General features: G+C 41.9%; 18 protein-coding genes, 1 pseudogene, 1 riboswitch and 1 other annotated feature. Of the genes and pseudogenes, 8 read left to right on the forward strand and 11 right to left on the reverse strand.

Annotation, left to right across the window (positions count from 1 at the left end; genetic code table 11):
• The first annotated feature begins 317 nt into the window (after positions 1–317).
• Positions 318–2,102, forward strand: a complete 1,785-nt coding sequence (locus B5354_RS05375) for an L-lactate permease (protein ID WP_079526600.1) — start codon at positions 318–320, stop codon at positions 2,100–2,102.
• 50 nt (positions 2,103–2,152) lie between these two features.
• On the opposite strand, the gene B5354_RS05380 is transcribed toward B5354_RS05375, so the two are convergent.
• The 4 genes from B5354_RS05380 to B5354_RS05395 all read right to left on the reverse strand — a co-directional run bounded on the left by B5354_RS05380 (position 2,153) and on the right by B5354_RS05395 (position 5,622).
• The gene (locus B5354_RS05380; protein WP_079526602.1) at positions 2,153–2,686 is read right to left on the reverse strand and encodes a DUF420 domain-containing protein; all 534 of its coding nucleotides are present in this window, start codon (positions 2,684–2,686) and stop codon (positions 2,153–2,155) included.
• A 246-nt stretch (positions 2,687–2,932) separates the two neighbouring features.
• Positions 2,933–3,523: a phospholipase D-like domain-containing protein gene (locus B5354_RS05385; RefSeq protein WP_079526604.1), complete on the reverse strand. Its 591-nt coding sequence runs from the start codon at positions 3,521–3,523 to the stop codon at positions 2,933–2,935.
• 119 nt (positions 3,524–3,642) lie between these two features.
• A complete protein-coding gene (locus tag B5354_RS05390; protein ID WP_079526606.1) occupies positions 3,643–4,563 on the reverse strand; it encodes a S66 peptidase family protein in 921 nt (306 codons plus the stop codon).
• Between the two features lie 234 nt (positions 4,564–4,797).
• Positions 4,798–5,622, reverse strand: coding sequence for a M55 family metallopeptidase (locus tag B5354_RS05395; protein WP_079526608.1), 825 nt, complete (start codon positions 5,620–5,622; stop codon positions 4,798–4,800).
• A 174-nt stretch (positions 5,623–5,796) separates the two neighbouring features.
• On the opposite strand from B5354_RS05395, the gene B5354_RS05400 reads away from it, so the two are divergent.
• Both B5354_RS05400 and B5354_RS05405 read left to right on the forward strand, forming a co-directional pair.
• Positions 5,797–6,498, forward strand: a complete 702-nt coding sequence (locus tag B5354_RS05400) for a phosphatase PAP2 family protein (protein ID WP_079526610.1) — start codon at positions 5,797–5,799, stop codon at positions 6,496–6,498.
• Between the two features lie 50 nt (positions 6,499–6,548).
• Positions 6,549–6,710, forward strand: a complete 162-nt coding sequence (locus B5354_RS05405) for a YqaE/Pmp3 family membrane protein (RefSeq protein ID WP_079526612.1) — start codon at positions 6,549–6,551, stop codon at positions 6,708–6,710.
• Between the two features lie 42 nt (positions 6,711–6,752).
• Here the strand turns inward: B5354_RS05405 and queE are convergent, their stop codons facing one another.
• The 3 genes from queE to queC are packed head-to-tail and all read right to left on the reverse strand — an operon-like array spanning position 6,753 to position 8,612.
• Complete coding sequence (queE, locus tag B5354_RS05410; RefSeq protein ID WP_176142411.1) at positions 6,753–7,481, reverse strand: 7-carboxy-7-deazaguanine synthase QueE; 729 nt, start codon at positions 7,479–7,481, stop codon at positions 6,753–6,755.
• Positions 7,474–7,947: a 6-carboxytetrahydropterin synthase QueD gene (gene queD, locus B5354_RS05415; RefSeq protein ID WP_079526616.1), complete on the reverse strand. Its 474-nt coding sequence runs from the start codon at positions 7,945–7,947 to the stop codon at positions 7,474–7,476. The genes queE and queD overlap by 8 nt, the downstream gene beginning before the upstream one ends.
• Positions 7,947–8,612, reverse strand: a complete 666-nt coding sequence (gene queC / locus B5354_RS05420) for a 7-cyano-7-deazaguanine synthase QueC (protein WP_079526618.1) — start codon at positions 8,610–8,612, stop codon at positions 7,947–7,949. Before queC ends, queD begins: the two co-directional genes overlap by 1 nt.
• An 82-nt stretch (positions 8,613–8,694) precedes the next feature.
• Positions 8,695–8,739, reverse strand: a riboswitch (PreQ1 riboswitch).
• A 168-nt stretch (positions 8,740–8,907) separates the two neighbouring features.
• Here queC and B5354_RS05425 point away from each other — a divergent pair.
• Positions 8,908–9,408, forward strand: coding sequence for a hypothetical protein (locus B5354_RS05425; RefSeq protein ID WP_079526620.1), 501 nt, complete (start codon positions 8,908–8,910; stop codon positions 9,406–9,408).
• Positions 9,409–9,449: 41 nt separating this feature from the next.
• Here the strand turns inward: B5354_RS05425 and B5354_RS05430 are convergent, their stop codons facing one another.
• Positions 9,450–9,962, reverse strand: a complete 513-nt coding sequence (locus B5354_RS05430; RefSeq protein ID WP_079526621.1) for a hypothetical protein — start codon at positions 9,960–9,962, stop codon at positions 9,450–9,452.
• Positions 9,959–10,432 carry a hypothetical protein gene (locus B5354_RS05435; protein WP_079526623.1) on the reverse strand — a complete coding sequence of 158 codons (474 nt, stop codon included), beginning with the start codon at positions 10,430–10,432 and terminating at the stop codon, positions 9,959–9,961. The genes B5354_RS05430 and B5354_RS05435 overlap by 4 nt, the downstream gene beginning before the upstream one ends.
• A gap of 205 nt (positions 10,433–10,637) precedes the next feature.
• Between B5354_RS05435 and B5354_RS05440 the strand changes: the two genes are divergently transcribed.
• Positions 10,638–12,812, forward strand: a complete 2,175-nt coding sequence (locus B5354_RS05440) for a glycoside hydrolase family 84 protein (RefSeq protein WP_245804710.1) — start codon at positions 10,638–10,640, stop codon at positions 12,810–12,812.
• Positions 12,813–12,880: 68 nt separating this feature from the next.
• Here B5354_RS05440 and B5354_RS05445 read toward each other — a convergent pair whose 3' ends face one another.
• Positions 12,881–13,546, reverse strand: coding sequence for a peroxiredoxin (locus B5354_RS05445; protein WP_079526625.1), 666 nt, complete (start codon positions 13,544–13,546; stop codon positions 12,881–12,883).
• A gap of 606 nt (positions 13,547–14,152) precedes the next feature.
• On the opposite strand from B5354_RS05445, the pseudogene B5354_RS05455 reads away from it, so the two are divergent.
• Positions 14,153–14,622 (forward strand): annotated as a pseudogene (locus B5354_RS05455) (GNAT family N-acetyltransferase).
• Positions 14,623–14,690: 68 nt separating this feature from the next.
• Here the strand turns inward: B5354_RS05455 and B5354_RS05460 are convergent.
• The gene (locus B5354_RS05460) at positions 14,691–16,139 is read right to left on the reverse strand and encodes a DHA2 family efflux MFS transporter permease subunit (RefSeq protein WP_079526629.1); all 1,449 of its coding nucleotides are present in this window, start codon (positions 16,137–16,139) and stop codon (positions 14,691–14,693) included.
• A 256-nt stretch (positions 16,140–16,395) separates the two neighbouring features.
• Positions 16,396–16,624: a binding site (T-box leader), on the forward strand.
• Positions 16,625–16,675: 51 nt separating this feature from the next.
• Between B5354_RS05460 and B5354_RS05465 the strand changes: the two genes are divergently transcribed.
• Together B5354_RS05465 and argH are read left to right on the forward strand one after the other, a co-directional pair.
• Positions 16,676–17,914: an argininosuccinate synthase gene (locus B5354_RS05465; protein WP_079526630.1), complete on the forward strand. Its 1,239-nt coding sequence runs from the start codon at positions 16,676–16,678 to the stop codon at positions 17,912–17,914.
• The gene (argH, locus tag B5354_RS05470; RefSeq protein WP_079526632.1) at positions 17,907–19,280 is read left to right on the forward strand and encodes an argininosuccinate lyase; all 1,374 of its coding nucleotides are present in this window, start codon (positions 17,907–17,909) and stop codon (positions 19,278–19,280) included. The genes B5354_RS05465 and argH overlap by 8 nt, the downstream gene beginning before the upstream one ends.
• Positions 19,281–19,306 lie beyond the last annotated feature (26 nt).

The following is a 19,306-nucleotide window of genomic DNA, read 5'->3' on the forward strand; positions in this document are numbered from 1 at the left end:
CGAAGTCACGAGTAGATTCTAAACCATCAGGAACCCGCCATAAATAAATACCGTCATTTAAAAAGAGGTTGGGCCAAAAGTATTTTTATCAATTGAAAATCCGAACTTAGGTAAAACTGTAATTGGTGGATTTAACCGCTACGAAAATATACTTCGCTTAAACAGCACTTTGTTCGTCTTTTACTTTAGATATTTACTTATGTTCCAGCCTCTCTTGCATTACGCTGCTGCCCATATCCCACATCGCCAATCATACATGCTGCTTTAAAAGAGTCAGGCTAGTGTAATGACATAAAAATAATGTTGGAGGGAAAATAATGAACACAGGTGTCTTAGCATTATTATCGATCTTGCCGATAGTAGCTGTAGCGGTCTTTCTCGTGGGTCTTAAGTGGCCAGCCAGTAAGGCCATGCCGATTTCTTATCTTGTGGCTGTGGTTTTAGCACTGTTTGTTTGGCAGGTTCCTGGTGCTGTCGTAGCGGCAGCTTCCATTAATGGTTTAGTCGTTGCAGCAACACTCCTTTATATTATCTTTGGTGCTATTTTATTATTAAATACTTTACAGGAGAGCGGCGGGATTAAGACCATTCGTCAAGGGTTTATCGGTATATCTCCTGACCGGAGAATTCAGGTGATCATCATAGCTTGGTTATTCGGATCATTCATCGAAGGATCAGCAGGTTTTGGTACACCGGCAGCGGTGGCTGTTCCTTTGCTCGTTGGCCTCGGTTTTCCGGCAATGGCAGCTGTTGTGGCAGGAATGGTGATCCAAAGCACACCTGTCTCCTTTGGTGCCGTGGGGACACCGATTCTAGTTGGTGTACAGTCCGGCCTGGCAGCAGACCCTGGGATTACGAGTAACTTTTTAGCGCTTGTTACGATGATTGGCGGCAGAGTAGCTATCGTTCATGCAATCGTCGGAACATTAATCCCGTTATTTGTAGTTGCACTCATGACAAGGTTCTTTGGGAAAAATAAATCGTTTAGTGAGGGTCTGAGAGTATGGAAATTTGCTTTATTTGCAGCTTTTTCTATGACGATTCCATACGTTATCGTGGCCAACCTTCTAGGACCTGAATTCCCATCCATGATTGGCGGGTTAGTTGGATTAGTTATCGTTGTTTCAGCTGCTAAAAAGGGATTCCTGATGCCTTCTAAAGAGGAGCAATGGGATTTTGAAGAGAAATCTCAGTGGGACCCTGAATGGACGGGAAGTATTGAAATCAAGGATATCTCTCATAAAAGTGGAAAAATGTCGATGGCTCGAGCTTGGACTCCTTATGTTTTAATTGGATTGTTTTTAGTCATTACTAGATTGGAAGCGCTGCCATTTCTTGAATTAGTCAAAGCCTGGACCATTTCAGTGCCTAATATTTTTGGCTCTGATATTACAGCAAGCTTCCAGCCCCTATACTCACCAGGGTCGGTATTTGTTCTCGTTTCTCTGATTACATTTTTCATCCATCAAATGAATAGATCCAGTTATAAACGTGCATGGTCGCATTCTGCTAAAACCATGATTGCGGCATCGACAGCGTTGGTTTTTACTGTGCCCATGGTGCAGGTTTTCCTAAATTCGGGTGGAGGCACTGCCGGGTATGAAGGCATGCCTATTGAGCTCGCTAATGGAATTGCAGCTTTAGCTGGTGACTTTTGGCCATTGTTCGCCCCGCTCATCGGAGGAGTTGGAGCATTTATTGCGGGAAGTAATACCGTGAGTAACATGATGTTCTCACTATTTCAATACGATGTGGGCGCACAAATTGGTGTAGATGCTTCTTGGATTGTCGCTCTTCAAGCGGTCGGTGGAGCGGCAGGGAATATGATTTGTGTCCATAATGTTGTAGCAGCTTCCGCTGTTGTTGGTTTAGTAGGAAAAGAGGGAGAGGTAATCAGGAAAACCATTATCCCATTTACTTATTATGTGACGATGACGGGAGCGCTCGGATATGCGATTGTGTGGACAGCAGAAAAAGGCTGGTTTAATTTAGGGACTGTGATTGTTTCAATAATTGGAATTCTGGCTATCTATATTATCGCCACCAATCGGAAACGGAGCGATTTACTTCTTATGGAAAAACCTTTTAAGTCGGTGAAATAATAAAAGACCCGATTCAACATAAGTGTGTTGAATCGGGTCTTTTGTGCTGTTTAATAATAAGGAGAAATCATTAAATAGACAATAACACCGGTTAAGCTTACATATAACCACAGCGGCATCGTCCAGCGTGCAATTTTTCTATGGCGTTCATCCTGACGGTTGAGACCGCGGAATAATGTAATCAGAGCCAAAGGAACAATCACGATGGAAAGTAAAATATGTGAAATTAAGATAAAGTAGTACACGTACATAATCAAACCTTCTGCTCCAAAATGCGTTGACTCAGCAAGCGCATGGTAGGTGACGTACGAAAGCAAAAAGAAGAAAGTTGTCGTAAAGGCAGCCAGCACGAATCGTTTATGTGCTTTAATGTTTCGCTGTTTAATCATAAAGAGCGCTGCTAACAGAAAGATGAATGTAAAGCTATTTAACACGGCATTTAACAAGGGCAGAAACGTAACATCCAGGTGGCTGAATTGCTCAAGCTTTGGCATAAAGAAAAGCAATGCGATTAAACCATTAATGACCAGGGTAAGAGTGACGACAATTCCTGTATAATTTTTCTGATTAGTTGTGGGTTTCATTTGTATCTCCTTCGAATGTATTCGCTATTTGTGCGTAGGATAGGTTTGTTTTAAATGTAACTAATTCAATTTTAACAGAAATGTTCTCTTTACCCATTTAAATACTGATATAGTCAAAAAGATGTCGAAATCTATGTGGGCATGAGGAAATCATTATTGGAGGTTCGACTAAGATTATTTTATGCTTAATTCAGTTTTGTCCCGGCTCACATGCAAATTTCCAATTACCTAGCGTTCGAGCCAGGACTAAGCATATTTCTCTTCAGCGTCCTGTGAGTAAGGACTGTAATGTGAGCTGTCATTCCACATTGAGTCAAACTTGTCGTTCCATTCCTCGCCGATCTTTTTACCTCTAATGACGACAAGTACTTCATCATTTTTATTCTCAGCTGAGTAAGTGAAATTATAGGATCCGGTTGTGACAAGGCTTTGATCTGAGATCATGACTTTTAAATGCATATTTCCATCATAAGTATTGACCTTAACAGGTACACCAGCCTCGATTAGCTTCTGAATATTTGCGGTCTGTTTGGATTGATCACTCGCTTGGGTTCTATCAGTAATCACTCGAACGTTTACCCCTCTTTTGGTCGCCTTGGTGATGTGTGTAACAAAATCAGTTTCTGTTAATAAAAACATGGCAACATCTAATGTTTTTTTTGTGTGATCAATGACTTCTTTTACTTTTTGTTTAGGTGATTTATTTGATTTCGTGAACACATACTCCACAGGTGTTAGGGTTATGTGTTCTGTATGTTCTTTTTGTGAAAACTTATAGACCCCATAAGAAATTGAACCGATGAGTAACGTTGTTCCCGCAGTAATGACGAGGTCCATCGATATCCCTTCTTTCTTGTAGATAACTAACTATATGCTTGTTACTTTTTGTCCTATTCACTCAGTGAGTCATAAGAAGAACAAGATGATCGATTCATCTTGTTCAGAATCAATGAATTCTATTGTACACCTGGGTTTACCTTTAGTGATTTTGTAGAGCTTGAAAGTGCAGCCTGACTACCCAGGGGGACGGCGAAATGCGGAAGACAATGGCCAATTTTAAATCCGGATACGACCGGTTTCATAAGTGAAGAAAAATAGTAGTTGAAAACTTGTTCGAGTGTTAAGGAATCTTCCGGATGCTTCGGTGTGGCTTTACTAAAATCTCCGACAATAATTCCTGCTGACTGATCTAACTTCCCGGCAAGCTTCAGCTGGCTTAAGAAGGAGTCGATGCGGTAAGGTTCCTCGCCAACATCTTCAATGAGCAATAATTTATTTATTGTATCAACTTCATACGCTGACCCGATTGAATTAACAAGTAAGGATAAGTTTCCACCAACGATTTCACCGCAAGCTTCTCCATGGCTGATAATTTGAAGAGGAGATACAGCATCAGAATAGATTAATCTTGTTGGTTCAAAAAGCTGTTGAAACATTGCTTTAGATAAGGGATCAAAGTTTTCTTTGCCTACATCTGAGCAAAGCATGGGACCATGAAAGGTGACAAGCCCTGTCTGTTGGCGAATGGAAGTATGTAAAAAGGTAATATCACTGTAGCCCCAAAAGACTTTTGGGTTTCGGTTAATGAGTTTGTAATCAATAAATGGTGCTATTCGACTCGTGCCATATCCACCTCCGGCACAAATGATGCCGTTGATGGAAGGATCGGCAAACATGGTGTGAAGGTCCTCGAGTCTTTGTGAGTCGGTGCCAGCCAAATAGCCATATTCACTTCTCACATGCGGGGCGACTTTAACATGCAAACCGAGTTGGTTGAGAAAATGGATGGAACGTTGTAAATTCGACAAGTTTGGCGGACTAGCTGGGGCGATCACACCAATTGTGTCACCAGGTTTCAGTTTTTTAGGAAGTAACAATTAAATTTCTCCTTCCCTCCATGTGTTTTTGGCACTTATCGCTCAGAAGTCCATGTCTAAAGCTCATGATTACATAAAAACGCTCGCTTAGAATACAATTTCGCTCTTAAATGTGGACAATCGCTCATTTTAAGCCTGATTGCGATCACCACACGCATGCGTTCATTCATTTTACTGGAGTTTAAACTTCTCCACTATTATATGCGAAGAGCTCCTCAGTAAAGCACTATTTGATTAAGAGAATGTGGCCCGATCAGCAAGTTCTGTCATCACTAACATAGCTTGATAAGCTTCACGGATATCTTTTGCTTTATAGGAAACAATCGTAGTCCCCGGCTCAAGTTCCGTGCGTGGCATAAGATTCGCCCATTCGGCTTGGCCGTAATTGGTAAACTCAATCCGAAGTGTAGGATGGGATGGCGGTACAAGCGGTTGAATCTTACTACGGCTTTGAATAGCTTCAGCTGTTTTACGCTGCAGCAATTCTCCGGCTCTTTTTGGAGATAATGTTTTAACAGCGGAACGTGAAATGGTTTCTTTTACGGGAGCGGTAATCACGTGTGGAATAAGTTTTTCTGCTTCCTGGGCAGCCATGTTGTCTCCTGAAACCATAAGCACAGGAACACCATAATATCCCGCATAATAAGCGTTTAGCCCCAGTTCGCCGACAGCAACATCATCAATAAAGAAGTTGCGAACACGGTTCGTCATCGAGTGTGACATCACACCTCTGTTTCCCGCCCGTGCATGATATCCTAGGAAAATAGCTCCCTCATACGTGTGGTCCAGCCCCTGAACCATTGAATAAGGTTTAACGTCCCCAGTAATCAGTTGTACATCAGGATGTAGTTGTTCGACTAACAGATTATTCATCTTAGAATGGCTGTCATTTACAACTATTTCTGAATTTTCGTGGTCAAAAGCCGCTCTAGCGACATAATTCGTCTCCTCTGTCATGATGATTCGTCCTCTTTCATAATTATGACGATTTGAGTCAACGAAAGTGGAATCCGGTAAACCTGTGATTCCTTCCATATCAACAGACATATAGAGTTTCATACGAATCTTCCCTTTCGTAATTTCAATAATTTTCAAACAATCGTATCAGTATTTTTGCAATATGACAAACTATATGGAAGGATTATGAGCAGAGCTGTGACTTCGTTTCATTTGGTCGGGATAAGGGAATACTATCGATTATGAAATTGTTTATAGGGTGGGAGGAATTAGATTTTGCTGTTTTCTGGTACTAAACTTTCCGATCTTTCAAGGATGTCGGTTTTATTAATTATTGCAGGGTTTGCTGCAGTCGCAAGTGCTGCTTTCCTATTTCTTGAGATAGCTGAGGATGTTATCGAAAAAGAGAAGTTTGCCATTGACCAGGCGGCTACAAACTTTGTAAACACAATTAGTTCTGAACAGCTTTCCGTGATAGTAGGCTGGATTACTGATATAGGGTCTGTTCCGTTGATTACTATTTTTTCGATCATGTTGGCAGTTTACCTACTGTTTTTCTCATCATTTAGTGCGTGGGTAACGGTTTACTTTGGTGTGAATATGATTGGGATTAGTTTATTGACCAAAGGTTTGAAGCTGTTGTTTGAAAGGCAGCGTCCCGATATTCTCGCTCAATATGATGGGACAGGTTTTAGCTTCCCAAGCGGACATACAACGGGAGCCGTAACCTTTTACGGGTTTGTCATCTACCTTGTGGTGATCAGTTCATTAGATAAAAAGTGGAAATGGCCGATTAACATGGCGTTGATGATTGTTATTTTGCTGGTTGCTCTCAGCCGTGTGTACTTAGGGGTGCACTTTTTAACAGATATTATTGCGGGTCTCTTGCTGGGACTTTCATGGTTAGCCATTTGTATTGGCGCATTGGAGCTGACGATTTGGAGACAGAGAAGGCGGCAAAGGAAATCGGTAAGTTAAACAGAGCTGTTAATCGGGTATCAAAGTAAGAAGAAGGAGTGATCAGAAGCATGTTATATATTTTCGCAATTTTACTGCCGCCTGTAGCGGTATTATTTACGGGAAAACCGTTAAAAGCGTTATTAAACTTACTCTTAACGATGATCTTTTATGTGCCAGGTGCTGTACACGCAGCTGTGGTCGTTAAAGGACATTACGATAGTAAAAAGTGATACACAAATGGAGCTCACATCATCAGGTGTGAGCTCCATTTGTTATACACCGCGTTTGTTACCCCAAAGCAAGGCGTGGACTTGCGGCAGCACACGCACATGGTTTAGAGTCGTTGAGGCGACGACTTGATCGATCAGCCATTCATATTTTGTTAAAAGATCCGTGGCCAAACGAGCAGGTTCAGATTCCTGTAAATCATCATTCCCGACTTGAAGGAAGAAGGGAATAGCAGGATATCGTTGATGGACTTGCTCGGCATATTTAAGATCTTCCTCGTTAAAAATAACCACTTTAAGACTTGTGTACGCCAGACGATCGTTTGACTCCAACCGCTCAATAATTTCATCTAACACATTCCAGTTCGTTTCCATGTGCGAGCTTGGCGGTTTGGGCGAAATCGTCAAATCATCAATGGTAAGAAACCAATCCTGCCAGCGACTGCCCTGAGTTTCCAGGGCAACTTCTATATTCATCTCATGAAGCGGTTCAATCAATTCATGGAGATTTTTTAGGAGAGCAGGGTTCCCACCGGAGATCGTTACATGGTCAAAATAGCCGCCGCCTGTTTCTTTGAGCTGCTGTACAATCTCTTCAGCAGTAAGCCGTTGTACTTCTTCTTTCGCACTGCCATCCCATGTGAATGCTGAGTCACACCAGGAACAGCTATAGTCACACCCTGCTGTTCGCACAAACATCGTTTTTCTTCCGACTACCATACCTTCTCCCTGGATAGTAGGTCCGAAAATTTCTAAGACGGGAAATTTATTCATGATTCATCCACTCCCGTCTCACTTCGGCATAGCTTGTTGGCGTTTCATAAAGCTGCACAGATTCCACGCGCAGGTCATTCCGTTCATCTTGCAAGGCGCGGTCCATTTTCTCATAGATCCAGACGACCATATTTTCTGCAGTAGTATTCATCTGCGGCAGTGTGTCATTCAAGTAACGGTGGTCGAGATGAACTTCAATTTGCTCTTTCCAGATGGTTTTAATGTCCCCAAAGTCCAAGACAATCCCAATCTCATCCACATATCCACTTATGCCAAAAATAACTTTATACGTATGACCGTGAAGGTTTTTACACTTACCTTCGTAACAGTGCAAATGGTGCGCAGCATCGAAGGTAAACTCCTTACTGACGAGAACACGCTTAGTATGGTATTTCAACTCATGCCGCTTAATATCTTCATCAATTTTCTGCAAGTTTTCCACGATGGTAAACCCGTACTGCTGCATCACTTATTCACCTCGTCTCGTTGCTTAAGGTAGGTGTCGAGTCCGTTTTGTCTAAGTTTACATGCCGGGCATTCTCCGCAGCCGTCTCCGCGAACCCCGTTATAACAAGTTAACGTTTTTTCTCTTACATAAGAGAAAGCTCCAAGTTGATCGGCGAGCTCCCACGTCTGTGCTTTATCAAGCCACATTAACGGTGTATGAACGACGAACTGATCATCCATAGATAAATTCAAGGTGACGTTTAGTGATTTGATAAAAACATCCCGGCAATCGGGATAGCCGCTAAAGTCAGTTTCGCACACCCCGGTAATGACATGCTTTGCTCCAACTTGTTTTGCCAAAATAGCTGCAAACGATAAGAACAATAAGTTACGTCCTGGCACGAAAGTCGATGGTAATTCGCCGTCTTCACCATCTTTTACTTCGATATCATCTCTTGTTAAAGCGTTAGGTGCCAACTGACTTAACAAGGACATATCGAGCACATGATGCTTCACTTTCAAATCAGTGGCGATTTCCTTAGCTACTTCAATTTCCTGGTTATGACGCTGGTTATAATCAAATGTCACCACTTCAACTTCATCATATTTTTCAAGAGCCCAGAATAAACACGTTGTACTGTCCTGACCTCCGCTAAACACAACAACAGCTTTATTTTTATCCATAAAAAAATCCCCTTTCAATTGAAAAGAGAATTCTACTAAACCTCAAAAAACGTAAAAAAACCGCACCTAAGGGGGTACAGTTCCATCCTTAGTTTTTTATAGAGGGTGTAGCTAGAACCTCTCCTGTATCTGTAACAGATTTGTTATAAAAATTTTGACAGATGCCATTATACCACAAACATGCATTCAAACATAGCCCTAGCTAATTGTGTGAAGAATGATGCAGGACATGATCTGTCAGTCTATCACATACCGTAATGTAGCTAGATTTTAAGAAAAAAAGGGGAGTAAACCTATGAAGAAGTTGTTGATGCTGCTTGTGGTATTCTTAGCCGCATGTTCCTATGACGTTAGTTTAGCAGAGTTGAAAAAACAGTATCCGAAAGCAGTCAAGGAAAAAATAGCGGAGCTGCCCACAACAATTCAGAGGCAATTAACAATTCCTAAACAGCTTCCGTTTCAACCGACCTATGTAAACTTCGGCTATGAAACAGTATCGTCTCAATCAGACGAGATAACGAGAACAGAATTCTTGATTTCAAACCAGGAAGTAAACTTGCATGTTGTTCATTGGTATACGGAACTAAAGGATCATGACGATCAAAAGCTTGGAAAGGTGAATTTGAATGGAACGAAGGCAGTTGTACTGAGTGACAAGGAAAACGTAAAACAACTTGAGTGGGAAAAAAGTGATGGGTCGACGATGACCCTGAGCCTTATTATCTCAGAAGATTCAGAAGGGAAGTACACACTGAGGGACCTTGTTGATGCAGCGCAATCCATGGATGAAGGATAAAACACTTTTTTCCATTCGGGCTGTACTTTCCCTTTTTCCCTTTAGTCAGGCTGTTCTGCGTTTTTAAGTACTTTATGTTTGGACTTGACTAGTTGATAAAATAGGACGGTCATGGTTTGGGTGATCAAAAACACTGGGAAAGAGTAGAGCAGTTGATAGCCATTCTTAGGATTCACAATATCAATTAGTATGAATATCCAATGTAGTCCTAACCCGACTAATGCCCACACCGTCACGTACCAAATGAACGTTCCCCGATTGATGTTAAATACCTCATAGAAGTGAACAAAGAAATAGCCGAACGGAGCAAAAGCCAGATAATAACATATATCGTTCAGTCCGTATTTATTGGAATCATTTAGTAAGTAAAAGTCAATTAAACCTCCGCCAATGGTAAAATCAAAGAAGATCCCAATGGTAAAGCCCCACACTAAAAATAAGAGGACAATATCGCGAGTAAATTTCTTAGGAAGCAAAAACAATACACCGTAAGCTATGATGTTCAAAATTAATATAAATATCTCATTCTTATCGAAAGCTTCCCATAGAATCATGAGTAGTTCACCCCTCGGTATGAAACTTTTCTAAATAGCCAGAGAAGGTAATAGGCAATGGCATGAAGTCCAGCAAAATACAGGAAATCGTAGAAGATGTGCCAATTTTTATAAGTTGTAATATTAAGATAAAACGAAAGTCCATCTAGTAAAAGTAATGTCGCAACAGAAAGGGATGTAATCAAAGCGGCACTTCCAAATGTTTTGGATTGATGAACTAAATTCAGCTGTAACACCAGAAGCATTGGAATAATAACACTTCTAAAAAACAAAAATGCCGTATAATTCATTGGTTCTTTGGTGATCTTAATAAACTTGAATCCTTCGTAAATAATCCAGGACCAATTGATGCTGATCACAAGAATGAGCATAAAGATAAATGTGTTCTCAATAAGTGATAATTTTTTCTGAATCGCAAAAAATATCGCTGTAATCAGCCATGCTATAAAGAAAAATACTGCAAAACCCATAAAAGCCCCTCCGTTTCTGTTCTCCTATTCTTTGTTCGTGAGAGGAAAATATACAAAAAGTCAAGGTATAATGTCCTGTCTATTTTACAAATCTAAGAACTAAAGTGGTATAGACAAATATACATATAGTTGTTAATATAATTGAAAGCGATTTCACAACTAAGAATCGGCATCTTTTTAAATTTTAAAAAGGTGGGTGGTAGGTTTGTTAGCGACCAGGCAGCGTTTGTTTTTCGGTATGTTCGTTCTGTTCATCGCATCATTGATGATGGTCGGCTATGTACATGCGGAAGAAAACGAAGAGGATAGTAAGTTAGGTATAAACCCCAAACCTCAGGAAGTGAAAAAGCTGGGTGAAGGTTTCCCTCTGACCCCTGTTGTAGGTTTGGTTGTCGGGGAGAATACAGATGAAGCAGCTGTACGCGAAGTGAAACAAGCCTTAAAAGAAGCCGAGGTTAAACGAATTGTTCGAAAGACAGCTGGAGAGTCAGCACCAAATACTCCTATTACGATATGGATCGGGGGACCTTCCGAAAACTCGGCGACAGTGGAAGTGCTGAAGAATTCGGAAGTGGAGGGACCTGAAGAGCTGCAAGAAGAAGGCTATGTATTCGTTTCACAGAATAAAACTAAGAAGCAAATTGTTCTTGCTGGGAAGGACAAGGCTGGAACGTTTTACGCGGCTCAGACGTTTGAGCAAATCATTAAAGAGAGAAAAGGTCGGGATTGGATTCCAGCTGTAGAAATTCGTGATTGGCCTGACATGGATATCCGTGGTTCAATTGAAGGGTTTTACGGTCCTCCGTGGTCACACGAAGATCGGTTAAGCCAGCTGGAGTTTTACAGTGAGAATAAGATGAATGCCTATATATACGCACCAAAAGATGATCCTTACCATAGAGAAAAATGGCGTGAACCTTATCCTGCCGAAGAGTTAAGTGATCTGCAGGAGCTAGTGGATAAAGCCAATGACAATCACATTGAATTTACATTTTCCCTTTCACCAGGAAATACAGTTTGTTATTCAGGGGATCAGGATTTTGAATTATTAATGGATAAAATGGAAGCGGTATGGGACCTCGGAGTCCGTTCGTATGCGATTTTTCTAGATGATATCAGCTACGACCTTCACTGCGAGCAGGACAAGGAGAAATTCGGAGATGAAGCTGATCCGACGGCTGCCGCTCAAGCTTATCTTTTAAATCGATTTAATCAGGAGTTTATTCAAACCCATGAAGGTGCCGAGCGGTTAATTACAGTTCCGACAGATTACGCCGGGAATCATACAAACACGTATCGTAAACAATTTGCTGAATTAGTGCATGATGAGATTGTAGTCATGTGGACAGGTCCTGCTGTCGTTCCTGAGGAAATAACCTCTGAGGGAGCAGCAAAGGTATCGGAGATCTTTCAGCATGATCTATTAATTTGGGACAATTACCCTGTCAATGACTTTGAGAGAAACCGGTTATTCTTGGGTCCTTTAGTTAAAAGGGATGCTGACTTAACAGAAAACGGAGTCATCGGCTTGACCGCAAATCCTATGAATGAGGCAGAAGCTTCGAAAATTCCACTGTACACCATTGCTGATTATACGTGGAACTCCTATGCTTACGATCCAAAGGAGTCATGGGAACGCAGTATTCAGTCATTTGGCGGTGATGCGGCCAATGCACTGAGAACTTTTGCAGAAAACTCTTATTCCTCACGTATTACGGATAAAGAATCGTTAACGCTAAGCCCGTTAATTGAAGAATTTTGGGCGGCTTACGAATCAGCAGACGCAGAGCAAGCGGCAGAAAACTTAATTGCTGAATTTGAAAATATACAAACCGTACCGGAAAGATTACGGGAGAATATGGATAATAAAAGGTTCCTTGAAGAGGTAGATCCATATTTAGAGAAACTGAAATTATCCGGGGAAGCTGGTGTCATCGCTGTTCAACTGTTAATGGCAGAGAAAGCCGGAGATTCAGGTGAGGCTGAACAATATAGAGAGAAGCTTATGGCTAAAGTCAATGAACTTGAAGAAATACCGCAGCAGGTTGGTAAGTTTGTGGTTAAACCATTCCTGTTTCAGGCGATCTATGGAGAATATGTACTGTCCAGACCCCTTGATGGTGTCAACAAATTTCGGGGGGCAGGGGAGCTCATCCAGTACACCCCTGAGCATGGAGACACGACAGGCACGAACATATACGGGTATGAGGTGACTGTAGTAGAAGGCAAGGTTGTTAAAAGAGGCGGCAACAATTCACCTATTCCAGACAATGGGTATGTGCTTAGTATTCATGGCAGTGACTGGCTAATGGAAAATGCTTTAATGGGGGCAGAGGTCGACATTAAAGACGGCCGTGTACTCATTACTATCCCTAAATGATTATAAACAAAACCCCTCATGGCCCTAACGGTCATGAGGGGTTTTTATGTGTGATCAAATGGGTTGTTTTATTTGTTAAGGTCCTTTTTGCAGAAGTACCAATCTACACAATCATATTCTGGATCATCCATCCGCTTATCGGCATCTTCTTGTGTTTTAGGAGGTGGTGCGATAACTTGTTCACCCTTCTGCCAATCAGCCGGTGTCGAGACACCATGTTCTTCCGTCGTCTTCAGTGCTTCCACTAGACGAACAATTTCAGCCATGTTTCGGCCGGTAGTCAACGGATAGTATATAATGGAGCGTATCGTTCCTTTATCATCGATGACAAACACAGCGCGGGATGTCTCGGTACCACTGCTTTCAGGCATGATCATGCCAAATTTTGTTGCGACTTTTTTATCCAAGTCTGCGATAACTGGAAATTGAATTTTCGTTTGAAAGTTTTCTTCAATATTCCGAATCCAGGCAATGTGGGACGAAATACTATCAATACTTAAACCGACAAGCTCTGTATCAAGTTCTTGAAGCTGGTCATAAATTCCTTGAAAACCAACAAATTCTGTTGTGCAGACAGGGGTAAAGTCGGCCGGGTGCGAAAATAAGACAAACCATTTCCCTTTATAAGCATCTAGGGAGAGGTCTCCTTGTGTAGATGCGGCTTTAAAGTCAGGTGCTCTTTCACCAATACGAGGCATGCTAATGGTCTGTGTTTGATTTTGATCGTTTTCCATTTTTGTGCGACACTCCCTTTTTAAAAAAATCGATTTAACGTCATCATATATGTAACCGGTTTTATGCTCTATTAAACTAAAATTTAACAAGCAGGAATTTTGATAAATTTATTAGGCTAAGCCAGTATTTTGAAAAACTCGATTCCGAATGTCTGAGGGGTGAAGGGGAGGTGGAGAAGGAGTCGCTTTCCGTGGGAGTACTGTGAGCTTCCTCAGGCTGCCGCCTTGCGGGATCTCACCTTGTACTTTAGTCCCACAGGAGTCTCCCCCTTCCCCATCTCCCTTTCCGTATGTTTTTTTCGGAATCAACTCGAAACCACTTTCCATTAGCTGTTTATTAGTACAATTAGTCCAAAAAATTCCACAAACCACCGTTCCGTATTTTATTAAGATGGTCCCTATGAGTTCATTGTTGAAATAGCGAGGGGGGATGACTGCGAGACCACCTACAGTAAAGAAAAGGCTGTCGAGAACCCGGAGATGGAGGAGGATTGCCGTCTTTCTCGAGGAAGGAGAATAGTATTCGCCCGTACACAAAAATGATAGTAGGGAAAACAAGGGATTTCTCTATAACCTGTTAAAATTACAAAAGGAGGAGGAACATTGATGGAAGTTATTTCAAACCATAAACTAGACAAAAATGTAGTTACGGCTTTTTTTACGGCCCATTGGGGAAGTTCGAAAATGGTCGTATCACGGGGGATATTTCAATGTGATCAGTTAGAGCGGTATTAAATGAAAATGGAGACATCATGGGCTTAATTACATATATCATTGAAGAAGATGAGTGTGAAGTTATTTCGTTAGATAGTGTGGTCGAGAACAAAGGTGTAGGAACGTTACTTTTACAAAAGGTTGAAAAGACAGTGCGTGAAAAAGGTCATCAACATATCCGTTTAGTGACGACAAATGATAATATACACGCGCTAGGATTCTATCAAAAGAAGGGGTATCGACTTGAGGAGATTTATCGTGATGCTGTTGAGAAGGCAAGGAAGATGAAACCCGAAATCCCTTTTCTATCAGACAACGGGATACCCATCACTGACGAAATCCTATTAGTAAAACACTTGTAAAAATTCATACAGGCAGCGAAAAAGGAGAGAGTTTCCGTTCAATGGATGCTCTCTCCTTTATTACTACCTTACATATTTTCTGCTTTTTTCTTACCGTGTTCTGTTTCCACAGCTTCAAACTCTTCTTCAGCTGGCGGGTAGGTCCTTTTAACAAAGATTGATAAGATAATACCGATTAACGATAAAACGGCAATGACCATAAAAGCAACGTTGACTCCGTGGATGCCAGGATTTGAGATGGATGGAGCTTGCTGGGCGCTTTGGGCCGTCATCGTCATGATCGTAACGAGGATGGCGGTTCCGACGGATGCAGCGATTTGCCGCATCGTATTGTTCATAGCCGCTCCATGTGGAATCAATTTTTGCGGCAATTGGTTCAAACCTGCTGTCGTTACCGGCATCATCACCATCGAGAATCCAAACATACGGACAGCATACATGACAATTAAGAAAGTAAGCGTCGTTGATGTACCCAAGAAGCCAAAAGCTAAGGTTGCACCAGTCATAATCGTTAAACCAACTATCCCTAACAAACGAGCTCCAATCCGGTCAAAAATTCGTCCGGTAATCGGGGACATTAATCCGGAAATAAGAGCACCAGGAAGGAGAACGAGTCCGGACTCCATAGCTGTGAAATCTCTCATATTCTGCATATACAGCGGGATTAAGGTTTCTGAGCCGATCAACCCGAGGAATGAGATCATTCCAATTATGGTAGCGATCGTAAATGTGTTGTATTTGAATACCCGGAACTCAAGCATTGGGTGATTCATACGTAACTGCCGCATAATAAAGACGACAAGCGTAAGGGCCCCAATGGCAAGAATGGCGATAGTTCGCCCACTATCCCACCCATAGTTTCCGGCACTTGAGAAACCAAACAGAAGTCCTCCAAAGCCGACGGAAGATAAGATGATCGATGGAATATCGAGTTTCGGATATGTGAGTTCTGTAACATTTTTTAAAATGAAATAAGCAATAAAAATAATTAAAATCGCTAAAGGTAAAACGAGTAGAAAAAGAAATCTCCAAGAATAATGAGATGTGACCCAGCCTGACAAGGTCGGTCCAATCGCTGGAGCAAAGGAGATTACAAGCCCGATATACCCCATTGCTGCTCCTCGTTTATTAACAGGGAAAATTAAAAGAAATACCGTCTGCATGAGCGGCAGCATAATCCCGGCTCCGGCTGATTGAATGATTCTTCCAATTAACAATACACCGAAGTTTGGGGCAAGCCCTCCTACAATTGTCCCCACAGTAAATACACTCATAGCTGTCATAAAGAGCTGTCGAGTCGTAAAGCGTTCAATTAGGAAGGCAGTAATGGGAATCATTACTCCATTCACAAGCATAAAGACCGTAGTCAGCCATTGAGCTGTATTAGCTGATATATTCATTTCATCCATAATTGGAGGAATAGCTGTAATCATAAGTGTCTGATTTAATATCGCGATAAAGGAACCCGCGAGCAATAGACCAGCCATTAACGTTTTGTTATAAGGTTGCATCGTCATTATATTCCTCCTGTTTTCTCAATGGAATAAATCATGTAACTATCAAATTATACTTGGTGTGAGGACAGCTTACAACTATTTAATTTGGCCCATTTTCTAAGCGCCTTGTCACAGAGAAATTTTATCTTTTCTCATATAAAGAGCAATTTATGAAATGAATTCAGCTAAATGGTTATAAATTTTTGTAAAAGAAAAATAGATAACACGTTGACTTCTATAAATGAATATGTATAATTATAAATATTAAATAATAAATATACATTCAACGACGAAGATAAGTAGATCGGTGAACGAACAACAGCGAGCCGGGAGTGGTGGAAGCCTGGTAGTTCATCCCGTATCGAAACGCCCTTCAGAGAAGTTCGAGTGAACATAAGTAGCTCGTAAACCGGGACTCCCCGTTATCAGGATTCAAGCGGGTCTATGCTTAATAGACAATCAGAGTGGTACCGCGGATTAACAAAGATATGAAATCCGTCTCTAACATTAGTTAGAGGCGGATTATTTTAATGGAATTTTACAAGGAGGCATTTACAATGACAAAACCTAAAGTAGTATTGGCCTATTCAGGAGGACTTGATACATCTATTTCGGTCAAATGGATCCAGGAGAAATACGGGTATGATGTAATTGCGCTAGGCTTAGATGTCGGCGAAGGAAAGGATCTTGAAACGATTCGTCAAAAAGCATTGGATGTTGGGGCTATCAAGGCGATCATGGTAGATGCGAAGGAACTCCTTGCTGAGGGATACTTAATGCCAGCCCTAAAAGCGAATGCGTTGTACGAAGGGAAGTATCCTTTATCTTCAGCATTGTCTCGCCCATTGATTTCGAAGCTCTTAGTAGAGATTGCCGAACAGGAAGGAGCAGTTGCGGTCGCTCATGGCTGTACAGGGAAAGGAAATGACCAGGTGAGATTTGAAGTGTCGATTCAGGCACTTAACCCGGACCTCGAGATTATCGCCCCTGTCAGAGAGTGGGGGATGACACGTGATGAACAAATTAAATACGCAGAGGATAAAGGAATTCCGGTTCCTGTTAATTTAGATAATCCATTTTCGATCGATGCTAATATTTGGGGACGTGCCTGCGAAGCTGGAGTGCTTGAAGATCCGTGGGCCGAAGCTCCTGAAGCCGCGTATGCATGGACAAATCCGGTTGAAAAGACACCAGATTCACCAGACGTAATAGATATCGAGTTTAATAGTGGCGTTCCTGTTGCCTTAAATGGCCAGCCGATGGATATTGTGCCCCTAATCGAAAAATTAAATGATTTAGGCGGACTGCACGGTGTCGGACGTATTGACCATACGGAAAATCGCCTCGTTGGGATTAAATCGAGAGAAGTATATGAGAATCCGGGAGCGATGATCTTAATTAACGCACACAAAGAACTAGAATTTCTGACATTAACGCGAGAAGTATCGCAGTATAAAGCAACGGTCGACCAGCAAATGGCCAAGATGATCTATGATGGCTTATGGTATTCACCTTTACAGCCTGCATTGCAAGCATTTGTGGAAGAAACACAAAAAACAGTTACGGGTACGGTGAAAGTGAAGCTGTTTAAAGGGCATCATACAGTTATTGGTAAGAAATCACCGGTTAGCCTTTATAATGACGAATTATCCACATATTCGAAGCATGATGCGTTTGATCACGATGCCGCAGTTGGTTTCATTAAACTGTGGGGACTGCCGACTAAAGTTCATGCAGATGTGCATAAAGGTGAGGATAAAAAGGCTTCCCAACAGCCAGTGAGTGTTTATGAGTAAATTGTGGGGCGGACGTTTTACGAAGCCAACGAACAAACTGGTCGAAGAGTACACCTCTTCGATCGGCTTTGACGTTAAACTGGCTTTACACGATATTCAAGGCAGTTTAGCTCATGTGGAGATGCTAGGGGAGTGCCAAATTATTTCACAAGAGGAAGTCTCTCAAATCAAAGAGGGCTTACACATTATTAAGAAGAAAATAGAAAACGAAGAAGTTGAGTTTTCGGTTGAACAAGAAGATATTCATATGAATATCGAAAAGCTGCTGATTGAAGAGATTGGCCCTGTGGGTGGTAAGCTCCATACCGGGAGAAGCCGAAATGATCAAGTTGCGACTGATATGCATTTATATTTGAAAGAAAAGACACATCATTTAATACAGTTGGTCGAAGCAGTCCAGGCAGCACTTGTCCACCAGGCGGATGCTCATGTGGAAACAGTCATTCCAGGATATACACACTTGCAAAGAGCCCAGCCTGTTTCATTTGCTCACCATTTGCTGGCGTATTTTTGGATGTTTGAGCGGGACAAAGAGCGTCTTCAGGATAGTGTGAAGCGGATTAACTGGTCCCCCCTGGGTGCAGCAGCGCTTGCTGGTACTCCTTATCCAGTCGACCGTCAGATGACAGCTGAGAAACTCGGATTTGATCACGTTTATCCAAACTCATTGGACGCCGTCAGTGATCGGGATTTTATTCTGGAGTTTTTATCTATTTCTTCCATTTTAATCACTCATATATCAAGGTTTTCGGAAGAGTTGATTCTATGGAGCAGTCAGGAGTTTAATTTCGTTGAGCTTGATGATGCGTTTTGTACGGGATCAAGTATTATGCCGCAGAAGAAGAATCCGGATGTGCCTGAACTGCTTCGCGGAAAAACGGGGCGGATTTATGGTAATTTGCTGGGATTGCTGACCCTTCTGAAGGGGCTGCCGCTTGCGTACAATAAGGATATGCAGGAGGACAAGGAAGGCATGTTTGATACGGTGGAGACGCTGGATGGGGCGCTTTCTCTGCTTGCTCCAATGGTGGAGTCGATGGAAGTGAAGAATGCGAATATGCGTCAGGCGGTGAACGAGGATTATTCAAATGCGACGGATATTGCAGATTATTTAGCGTTGAAGGGACTTCCGTTTCGTCAGGCGCATGAGGTGATCGGCAAAATTGTGCTGTATGCGATTCATGAGCAGAAGTTTTTGCTTGATTTGCCGCTTGACGAGTATAAGGGGTTTTCTGAGCTGTTTGAAGAGGATATTTATGAAAAATTAGCGCCTGAACAGGTTGTGGCTGCTCGAAATAGTGAAGGCGGTACTGGATTTGAACAAGTGGCACAGCAGCTTGAGCTAGCTAAACAGCATGTGCAGTAAAGCAGCTTTTTCGTGTAATTTTCTAA

This window comes from Halobacillus hunanensis (assembly GCF_900166655.1).
GTDB lineage: Bacteria > Bacillota > Bacilli > Bacillales > Halobacillaceae > Halobacillus_A > Halobacillus_A hunanensis.

What these genes read in the sequence shown, in the direction of transcription:
- B5354_RS05375 (WP_079526600.1), top strand. Translation starts at nt 318, where the DNA reads ATGAACACAGGTGTCTTAGCATTATTATCGATCTTGCCGATAGTAGCT.
- B5354_RS05380 (WP_079526602.1), bottom strand. Translation starts at nt 2,686, where the DNA reads ATGAAACCCACAACTAATCAGAAAAATTATACAGGAATTGTCGTCACT.
- B5354_RS05385 (WP_079526604.1), bottom strand. Translation starts at nt 3,523, where the DNA reads ATGGACCTCGTCATTACTGCGGGAACAACGTTACTCATCGGTTCAATT.
- B5354_RS05395 (WP_079526608.1), bottom strand. Translation starts at nt 5,622, where the DNA reads ATGAAACTCTATATGTCTGTTGATATGGAAGGAATCACAGGTTTACCG.
- B5354_RS05405 (WP_079526612.1), top strand. Translation starts at nt 6,549, where the DNA reads ATGTTATATATTTTCGCAATTTTACTGCCGCCTGTAGCGGTATTATTT.
- queE (WP_176142411.1), bottom strand. Translation starts at nt 7,481, where the DNA reads ATGAATAAATTTCCCGTCTTAGAAATTTTCGGACCTACTATCCAGGGA.
- queD (WP_079526616.1), bottom strand. Translation starts at nt 7,947, where the DNA reads ATGCAGCAGTACGGGTTTACCATCGTGGAAAACTTGCAGAAAATTGAT.
- queC (WP_079526618.1), bottom strand. Translation starts at nt 8,612, where the DNA reads ATGGATAAAAATAAAGCTGTTGTTGTGTTTAGCGGAGGTCAGGACAGT.
- B5354_RS05425 (WP_079526620.1), top strand. Translation starts at nt 8,908, where the DNA reads ATGAAGAAGTTGTTGATGCTGCTTGTGGTATTCTTAGCCGCATGTTCC.
- B5354_RS05430 (WP_079526621.1), bottom strand. Translation starts at nt 9,962, where the DNA reads ATGATTCTATGGGAAGCTTTCGATAAGAATGAGATATTTATATTAATT.
- B5354_RS05435 (WP_079526623.1), bottom strand. Translation starts at nt 10,432, where the DNA reads ATGGGTTTTGCAGTATTTTTCTTTATAGCATGGCTGATTACAGCGATA.
- B5354_RS05445 (WP_079526625.1), bottom strand. Translation starts at nt 13,546, where the DNA reads ATGGAAAACGATCAAAATCAAACACAGACCATTAGCATGCCTCGTATT.
- B5354_RS05460 (WP_079526629.1), bottom strand. Translation starts at nt 16,139, where the DNA reads ATGACGATGCAACCTTATAACAAAACGTTAATGGCTGGTCTATTGCTC.
- B5354_RS05465 (WP_079526630.1), top strand. Translation starts at nt 16,676, where the DNA reads ATGACAAAACCTAAAGTAGTATTGGCCTATTCAGGAGGACTTGATACA.
- argH (WP_079526632.1), top strand. Translation starts at nt 17,907, where the DNA reads ATGAGTAAATTGTGGGGCGGACGTTTTACGAAGCCAACGAACAAACTG.